Annotated in this window: 9 protein-coding genes; all 9 read right to left on the bottom strand. The window is 38.7% G+C overall.

Going from position 1 to position 9,391, the window contains the following annotated elements; translation table 11 throughout:
- Nucleotides 1-19: 19 nt before the first annotated feature.
- Nucleotides 20-403 carry a hypothetical protein gene (locus LDB17_RS11955; protein ID WP_393925038.1) on the bottom strand — a complete coding sequence of 128 codons (384 nt, stop codon included), beginning with the start codon at nt 401-403 and terminating at the stop codon, nt 20-22.
- 13 nt (nt 404-416) lie between these two features.
- Complete coding sequence (locus LDB17_RS11950) at nt 417-1,334, bottom strand: CDP-alcohol phosphatidyltransferase family protein (protein ID WP_252637885.1); 918 nt, start codon at nt 1,332-1,334, stop codon at nt 417-419.
- 66 nt (nt 1,335-1,400) lie between these two features.
- A complete protein-coding gene (locus tag LDB17_RS11945; protein ID WP_252637886.1) occupies nt 1,401-2,270 on the bottom strand; it encodes a hypothetical protein in 870 nt (289 codons plus the stop codon).
- A gap of 30 nt (nt 2,271-2,300) precedes the next feature.
- Nucleotides 2,301-2,996, bottom strand: a complete 696-nt coding sequence (locus LDB17_RS11940) for a sugar phosphate nucleotidyltransferase (protein ID WP_252637887.1) — start codon at nt 2,994-2,996, stop codon at nt 2,301-2,303.
- Between the two features lie 36 nt (nt 2,997-3,032).
- Entirely contained in the window at nt 3,033-4,118 is a 1,086-nt protein-coding gene (gene pdxA / locus LDB17_RS11935; RefSeq protein WP_252637888.1) for a 4-hydroxythreonine-4-phosphate dehydrogenase PdxA, read from the bottom strand.
- Nucleotides 4,119-4,193: 75 nt separating this feature from the next.
- Nucleotides 4,194-5,246 carry a 23S rRNA (adenine(2503)-C(2))-methyltransferase RlmN gene (gene rlmN, locus LDB17_RS11930; protein WP_252637889.1) on the bottom strand — a complete coding sequence of 351 codons (1,053 nt, stop codon included), beginning with the start codon at nt 5,244-5,246 and terminating at the stop codon, nt 4,194-4,196.
- Between the two features lie 69 nt (nt 5,247-5,315).
- Entirely contained in the window at nt 5,316-6,662 is a 1,347-nt protein-coding gene (locus tag LDB17_RS11925; protein WP_252637890.1) for a glucose-6-phosphate isomerase, read from the bottom strand.
- Between the two features lie 9 nt (nt 6,663-6,671).
- Entirely contained in the window at nt 6,672-7,670 is a 999-nt protein-coding gene (locus LDB17_RS11920) for an NAD(P)H-dependent glycerol-3-phosphate dehydrogenase (RefSeq protein ID WP_252637891.1), read from the bottom strand.
- 30 nt (nt 7,671-7,700) lie between these two features.
- The coding region (gene lysS / locus LDB17_RS11915; RefSeq protein WP_393925037.1) for a lysine--tRNA ligase at nt 7,701-9,391 on the bottom strand (1,691 nt) is incomplete at its 5' end.

Below are 9,391 nucleotides of genomic sequence, written 5' to 3'. Positions count from 1 at the left end.
TGGTTTTGGTATCTAATTTCTATGGAAATGTACAGTCTGTAAGGATATCAACTTCCTTTCTAATTAAATCTTTTACAAAGTTATAACATTGATCTGAAATTGCAAGGCTATATAACTTTGTCTTATCATTTTCCTTCAAGAAGCCCTTCTCCAAAAGATATTCTATTTGAAGAGTTACTTTCTTTTTCAGTAAAACATGAAAGTTATCTTCGGGTAATATAACAAGGTTAGCAGCCAGATAACGTTCTACATATACAAACGCCTCACGGAACTGTTCTTTGGTTACAGGAACCTCATTATCCAAATATGATTCCCATAAAACTTCAGCCCAATGCTTACCATTGCTATCTATAGTACCTCCGTAATCGAAGATAATCCCTTTTACTTTTGACAAATCAAACATGCTAAAACTTATTTTAATTGTATTTTCCACTCTTTATATCCATAACAAAGCCTTTGCTTATCTTCTCATGCCTTGTTACCATGTATACAAGCAGTATATTCAATACAGTTAATTCAAATACAAAATACAACCAAGGCCACCCCAACAATACAGACACAAACAATGCGATAGATCGTGTATTGAAAGAGAGTATATTGGTATATTTCATTAAGGGGAGGCTTTTCTCTCTGAAGTCGTTGCGAAAACTTTCAGGAGCAACATCTCCAAATCTTTCTCTGAGTAATCGAAATAAAACCTGAAGTCTTGGAGATCGATTTTCCTGATCGGTAGTATAGTTGCGATAGAAAAACAATACAATTTTTGCTCCGAAGTTTTTACTCCAAGTTAGCTCTTTAAATTTGGCAGTAAGCTCAGCCGAATTGTCTAATTCACTCCCTGATTTCCCTTTAAGGAACAATAGATGTACATTGCGATAGTAATCGGCCATCTCCGCTTGTTTGGAATGAAAATAACCTGTAACACAAGCTAAAACCCATATCCATCCGCCCCACTCGGGATAAAGGCGTAAGCAAATACCTACATAAATGGAAGCAAACCACAGATTGCCGGCAAAACCGTCCAAAACACGTCCTAAAGCAGAAAACTGCTTTGTCATGCGAGCCAACTGCCCATCTGCACTATCATAAGAGTTTGCCCATACAAGTAAAAATATCCCTAATAGAGATATCCATATATTGTCAAAATAAAAACATATCCCTGCCCCTATTCCCAAGAAAATACTTGCTATGGTGACAGCATTAGGAGTAACACCTAATTTCTGAAACAATAGAGCCCAACGATAACCGATCGGACGATAGAAATAAATATCTATAAACTCTTCTGTATCCGTTGATTTTAGAGTAGATTCAAGTGTCGGTTGTTTATTATCCATTAATTTATTGATACTACTTTTATTACAAACTACTTTCCGTATAATGCAAATATAAGCTTATTATTATTATCCTTGCAAATCTCTTTGAATCTGCTTATGCACACATTCTGCAATCTTTGGTGCTGCATCACTCCTACAAGGAGCAAAGCTCGGCCAATCATTAAAGTCAATTATTTTAAAAGAGCCATCTTCGTCTACAACGCAGTCTCCCCCATATACTTTAACATCTAATATCTCACCGGCCTTATCACATGCTTTCTTCAAAGCCTCTACATCAAACGGAAACTCATGCGCTTCACCATTTATTGCTTCAAGTCCGAATTTACTATGGCTTAAATCGTAAGGATAAAACCAATAGAAGAAATCAGTATCTGCCACCCCATAAAACTTAACAAGGTCTCCGACAAGATGTTCGTTGATCACAGCATTTGGAATATCACGCAAAGCGAACTCTTTTAATATTGATTTCACTTCGGGTATATTACGTGCATAGGTTACATCTTCTCTATGAATGGCATGCGAATCACCTCGTTTGATCCAATATGCATCCGCCGTCATTTTCTTCAATTCTTGGGTCGGATCATCCGTTACATCCACTATAAGGCTTGTAGGATATGGTATATCGTTTTCCAACAACAAGCGAGTCATTGCCTCACGTGTGCAGTTTTCAATACCGGTTCCCGGATTTATTATAACAGCTCCATCCTCTTCTCTTTTCTTTAGTTTACGGATGGTTGTTTTGTCACGAGCCATATTGAAGATATACCGCTCATTCTCTTCACTTAAAATAAATTCATCTTCTGTATATTCTCTTACATCATATCCCATATTTCTTAAACATTCGGCTGTCTCACTGAATATCATGCCATCATTGCCTATATGATTGGGAGAGAATTTTGTTTTCCTTTTGATTCCTGCTACTTTTATCTTTGACATAGTATTTATAATGTCCCTATCTCTTTTATATTAATTGTTTAAGAATTTCTCTGCTTTAACAATATCGCCTGCATGATCCACATCTACTATTTTTTCAAAAGGATATGCTTTTAATTGTAAATTGTCGGCGACTAATTGTCTCTGAAAGTTGCGCATACGAGCTTGTCCGGAGTCTAAACAGGCTTCAAGCGTATCAATCGCCTTGGGTGTCAAACCGTAAATACCTCCGGAGATGTATTTACAATTATCAGAATGATCGAGAAAGCCCTTTATTGCCATACGGTCATTTACATCCACATAAAGCGGTTTTTCGTCATCTATGAAGTCTGTCACAGCCATCATACCATCACTATCCGAATCATTTATGAATGTTTGAATATATTTAGAAAACTCGTCTTCTTTAAAAATCGTGTCTACTGTCGTTAAGCAGAATTTTCCGTCTCGAAGAAAATCTCTTAACTCAAAAAAGCTATGCATTGAGCTGGGTGTAGACTTAATCACAACATTAAAAGGAATACCCAATTCGAGATTAGTCAGATAGTCTTGTACTTGAGTCATTTCTTCATTCACAATAATACTTATTGAAGAAGCATTATTTTTGAGAAATATATCAATCAGCCGACGAATCATTTCCACCCCATTTAGCTTTACTAATGGTTTTGGCAAAGTAACACCTTCCTGGACAAGTCTAGAACCTTCTCCCGCAGCAATTATAGCGTAATTCATTTTTATTAACTAAATTTTAACTAAGAGGTAAATATACTATTCTTCTGCTTCTTTTATCAGGTCAACACTATCATCACCGCCTTTATCCACATATAACTTCCTCAGTGGATTAGCATAAGCTTTATCATATTCTATACGATTGCCATAAGTATCAATAGCCATATATATTGCCTGGCGGAACGACTCTTCTGAAGCTTTATTTTGCCCTGCAATACTGTATGCAGTACCATGAGCAGGTGATGTGCGCACAATAGACAGACCGGCAGTAAAATTAACGCCGTCTTCCATCGCTAGTGTTTTGAATGGAGCTAATCCCTGATCGTGGTACATAGCCAATATACCATCAAAATGAGTATAATCGCCCGAACCAAAAAATCCATCAGCCGGATATGGACCAAAGCAAAGTATCTTTTTATCTTGCAACTCATTCAAAGCAGGAATTATAATCTCGTTTTCTTCATTTCCTAACAATCCATTTTCTCCGGCATGAGGATTCAGTGACAAAACAGCAATACGAGGCCGCCCTACTCTAAAGTCTCTTTTTAGACTCCGTTCGAAGCGAGTAGCTGTCTCCACTATCTTTTCCTTTGTCAATGTATTAGGAACTTCCGACAATGGGATATGTCCGGTAACAAGAGCTATCCGAAGAGAGTCTTTTACCAGAATCATTAAACTTTTATCCTGATCTTTCCCAAAACGCTCTTCCAGATATTCTGTGTGTCCCGGGAATTTAAAGTCTTCTCGTTGAATGTTATGCTTATTAATAGGAGCTGTTACAAGAACATCTATTGCACCATCCCTGAGGTCGGCAACAGCTCTTTCGAGCGATTGATATGCAGCTTCACCTGCAACAGGAGTCGCTTGACCTAGCTCTACTTTAGTATCTTCATTGATACAATTGATGATATTAACCTTGTTTACAACAGCGTCTTTTACATCACTTATCTGATTGAAAGCAACTGTCTGCAACTCCATCGCCTTACGATGATAAGCGGCAACTTTGGCTGATCCGTATATTACGGGAATACAGATTTCAGCCATACGGATATCTGCGAAGGTCTTTAATATAACCTCATAGCCTATTCCGTTTATATCACCTTGTGTTATTCCTACTTTAATCATAGCTTTATATTTAGTCCTCTCAACTTCCATAGAGGAAGACTACACGAGGGTCATTTCTTTCTTTTGCCTGATAGATTATTCTAAATTCTTTTTAGGAGCACTTAAAGCATCTCCTTTCATTGTCGACAACATACCACAGGCCGCAAAAATATCTTCTCCACGAGATGCACGAATCGTGCTGGTTACACCTTTTTTAGTCAAATAATCGCGGAATGCCTCCATTTTCTCTTTAGTAGAAGTTTTCAAGTCGACGTTAGGTATCGCATGAAAGCGAATAAGGTTTACCCTACATTCGATCCCCCTAAGCATCTGCGCCAACTCTTTTGCATGAATTAAAGAATCGTTGAAGTTGTCAAACATTATATATTCGAAAGACAATCGTCTCTGTTTTGTCCAATCGTATTGCCGCAATAGATCCATTACCCCTGTGATAGGAAATGCCTTTTCGGCAGGCATTATTGATAATCTTTGTTCTTTTTCAGGACTATGTATACTGATAGCCAGATGGGCATTACTCTCGTCCAAAAAACGTTTCAATTTGGGTGTTACACCTGTTGTAGAAACCGTTATACGCTTCGGACTCCACGCCATTCCATAATCAGCAGTCATTATCTCGAGTGTCTTTTTCAGTTCTTCATAATTATCCAAGGGCTCACCCATTCCCATAAAAACCACATTCGTCAAGCTCTCTGCCTCGCGAACAGAATAGAGCTGATTCAATATCTCGTTTGCTGTTAGATTTCCATTAAACCCTTGTTTTCCGGTCATGCAAAACAAGCAATTCATTTTACAACCAACCTGAGAAGACACACAAAGCGTTGCCCGATCGTCCTCGGGTATCATAACGGCTTCTATCAGCTTTTCTTTTTCCGTTTTGAACAAATATTTTACCGTACCATCTATAGATTGCTGAAATTCGAGAGGGTTATACCGCCCTATATCATATTTCTCTGACAACAAAGCTCTGTTTGCCACAGAGAGATTCGTCATTTCATCGACAGATGTTATTCTTTTCTTGTAAACCCAGTCTGCTATTTGTTTGGCAGAGAATCTGGGTAAACCACACTCACCTACTACACCATAGAAATCTTCCATAGTCATACCCAGCAAGTGTTTTTTATTTTCCATATTCTAGTATTTAGCTTTTAGCAAACAGCCCTTAGCAAGTTGCTAAAGGCTATCGGCTAACAGCTTATTTTATAATCTTTTCTTAATTGCTTCACTTTCCTTTTCAAAACCCGGTTTGTCGAGAAGAGCAAACATATTCTTCTTATACGCCTCTACTCCCGGCTGATCGAATGGATTTACGCCAAGAATATAACCGCTTATACCACATGCTTTTTCGAAAAAATAAAGTAACTGTCCGATACTATATTCATCCAGTTTAGGCAACTCTATTTTTATATTCGGAACACCTCCGTCAACGTGAGCAATCTGAGTACCCAACTCTGCCATCTTGTTTACGAAGTCTATTCTTTTACCTGCAAGGAAGTTCAACCCATCAAGATTCTCTTCATCAGTCGGCACTGTCAGTGTTTCGTTTGGCTGAGCCACAGAAACAACAGTTTCGAAAATAGAACGCTCACCTTCCTGAATCCATTGACCCATCGAGTGAAGGTCGGCAGTAAAGTCTACCGCAGCATTGAATATCCCTTTATTTTCTTTGCCTTCACTTTCTCCGTAAAGTTGCTTCCACCATTCTGCGATGTAGTGCAATTTAGGATTGAAGTTGGCAAGGATTTCTATTTTTTTGCCTTTTTTATACAACTCATTGCGAGTAACTGCATATATTTCAGCGATATTTTTCTCAAATGACACACTTGGAGCTGTTTCTTTTTCCATATAAACCGCACCCGCCACTAACTGACGAATATCGATACCAGCCAACGCAATTGGAAGTAACCCTACCGGAGTCAATACAGAGTAACGTCCTCCGACATTGTCAGGAATTACATATTTCTTGTAACCTTCTTTTGTTGCCAATGTATACAAAGCTCCACGAGCCGCATCGGTGATCGCAACAATACGATTCTTAGCTTCTTCTTTGCCTACAGCTTTTTCCAATTCAGCCTTAAGAATACGGAAAGCCAAAGCAGGCTCTGTTGTTGTTCCCGATTTGGAAATATTGATAATTCCAAAAGATTTACCTTTCAGGTAGGCTAAAAGCTCAACAAGGTAATCTTCACCTATATTATTTCCTGCATACAAAATAACAGGATTTTTACGATCTTTCTGTAACCAATCAAATGCATTTGATAAAGAATCGATAACCGCTCTTGATCCAAGATAGCTACCACCGATACCCACCAATACGATCACTTCACATTTGGATTTCAATGCAGCTGCTGTATCTTCAATATCTTTCAATTCTGCATCTGTAATAGAAGATGGCAAATTGAGCCAGCCTAGAAAATCATTTCCTTTGCCTGATCCATCGTGAAGAGCCTCATTGCATTTTTTAGCAAGAGCTGCCTGACCGTTGATATCAGCCTGGCTTATAAAGCCTAATGTTTTGCTAATGTCTAATTTGATAACCTTATCCATATTGTTTCTTTATTTTAGTATCTGTTCTCTTAATATTTTCACTTCCAGATGTGCCGGAGAATTTTCATACAATATACGATAAACCATATCTGCAACAGGAATATCCACATTATATTTTTCATTGATCTCTCTTACACACTTTGTGCCATAGTAACCTTCCGCTATCATTTCCATCTCCACCTGAGCAGCTTTTACCGAATAGCCCTTGCCAATCATTGCACCAAAGGTACGATTGCGGCTAAAACTAGAATAACAAGTCACAAGGAGATCTCCTAAATAAGCAGAATCCTGTATCCTTCTTTCGATAGGAGAAACGATATCAACAAAGCGCTCCATCTCTGATATAGCATTGGAAACCAATACCGCCTGAAAATTATCGCCATACTTCAGACCGTGGCAAATTCCTGACGCAATCGCATATACATTCTTCAGTACTGCGGCAAGTTCAATTCCCGCAACGTCATTCGACACAGAAGCCCGCACAAATCTATTATTGAAGACTTGAGCAATCGCATTTGCCTTCTGGATATCGGCACAAGCGATAGTAGGGTAAGTCAATCGTTCCAAAGCTATTTCCTCGGCATGACAAGGCCCGCCAACAATCGCCATATTTTGAGGCGACACATTATAGTATTGCTCCAGATAATCTGTCACAAGCAAATTTTCCGGAGGGACGATACCTTTTATCGCTGAAATAATAAATTTATTCGCCAAACTTGTATTCAACTTTTCAAGATGACTTTTCAAGAAAGGAGAAGGTACAGCAAGAACTATTGTATCCGAATCTTCCACTGCTTGTGTAATATCCGAATAAAATGTAATTCTATCCAGATTGAACTCAACATTTGAAAGATAAGAAGGATTATGTCCTGTTTTCTTAAAATCCTCTATTTGTTCAGGACGGCGCATGTACCAGTTTATATGCTTTTCGTGATTAAGCATAATTTTGGCCAAAGCTGTAGCCCATGTACCACCTCCAAATATTGTTATTTTACCGGGAAAACTCATTCATTCATACTTTAATTAGACACAAAGGGATTAGCTAAGCTTTTTCACCCATCCTTCTACTTCGTCCACAGAAGGTAGTGCTAAATCGAGTTTATATTTTTTATTGACTTCGCCTATATCTTGTCTTATCTTCTGTGAATTGACATCCTTCATGCTTTCGACAGTAAAATATCCTGCTTTTTGTAGTACAGGGACAAGATCTTCAGCTATTCCTAATTCTTTATATTTTGATACAGTATCTTTCTTTGGTGCTTTCTCGGGACGCATCTGAGGGAAGAACATCACTTCTTGTATGCTTTCCTGACCCGTCATAAACATAACCAGACGATCCATACCGATACCGATGCCACTTGTAGGAGGCATACCGTACTCTAAAGCACGCAAGAAATCCTGATCGATGAACATCGCCTCATCGTCTCCTTTTTCAGACAATTTGAGCTGATCTTCGAAACGAGCACGCTGATCGATCGGATCATTCAGCTCAGAATATGCATTCGCCAATTCCTTACCATTCACCATCAGTTCGAAACGCTCTGTTAGCTCGGGATTATTGCGATGCTTCTTTGTAAGCGGAGACATCTCTACCGGATAGTCTATTATAAATGTAGGTTGTATATAGTTTCCTTCACACTTCTCTCCAAAGATAGCATCTATCAGCTTTCCTTTGCCCATAGTTGTGTCTTGCTCTATATCTAATTGCTTACAAACATCACGTAGCTGATCTTCATCCATGCCACTAATGTCAAAACCTGTAAAATGTTTGATAGAGTCAATCATCGTTACACGAGGATACGGAGCCTTATAGTCTATCTCCTTATCGCCCATCTTCACCTTAGTTGTGCCATGAACATCTGTACAGATCTTCTCCAGCATTTTCTCTGTGAAGTCCATCATCCAATTATAATCCTTATAGGCGGCATAGAATTCCATTACTGTAAATTCCGGATTATGCGTACGATCCATACCTTCGTTGCGGAAATTACGAGAAAACTCATATACTCCATCAAACCCACCTACAATAAGGCGTTTCAGATACAATTCGTTTGCAATACGCAGATATAAAGGAATATCCAATGCATTATGATGCGTGATGAAAGGACGAGCTGTAGCTCCTCCGGGAATGCTTTGCAGCACAGGAGTATCAACTTCTATATATCCATGTCCGTTAAGGAATTCACGCATAGAGTTGAACACTTTTGTTCTTTTAAGGAATACATCTTTAACGTTGTCGTTAACAACCAAATCAACATAGCGTTGACGATAACGTTGCTCAGGATCGGTGAAACCATCATAGGTAACACCATCTTTTACTTTTACGACAGGAAGAGGACGAAGCGATTTCCCCAAAACCGTTAATTCTTCGGCATGTACGGATATTTCGCCCATCTGAGTGCGAAAAACAAAACCTTTAACACCAACGAAATCGCCAATATCGAGCAATTTCTTGAAGACAGTGTTATAAAGCTCTTTATTTTCATCCGGACAAAGATCATCTCGAGAAATATAAACCTGTATACGTCCTTCCGAGTCTTGCAATTCCATAAAGGAAGCTTTACCCATAATACGACGCCCCATTATACGTCCCGCTAAAGACACATAACGCTTATCCGCATCATCCTGAAAGCTATCTTTGATCTCTTTCGAATATGCATTTACCTCATACAATGCAGCCGGATAAGCGTTATGTGTCTTTAGCGGGACGTATAATGGGGCGTCGTATT

Origin of the sequence: Dysgonomonas sp. Shenzhen-Wh21 (genome assembly GCF_043392705.1) — a bacterium.
GTDB lineage: Bacteria > Bacteroidota > Bacteroidia > Bacteroidales > Dysgonomonadaceae > Dysgonomonas.
The sequence above is the reverse complement of the archived record's forward strand: the minus strand, read 5'-3'. Positions and strand labels throughout refer to the sequence as shown.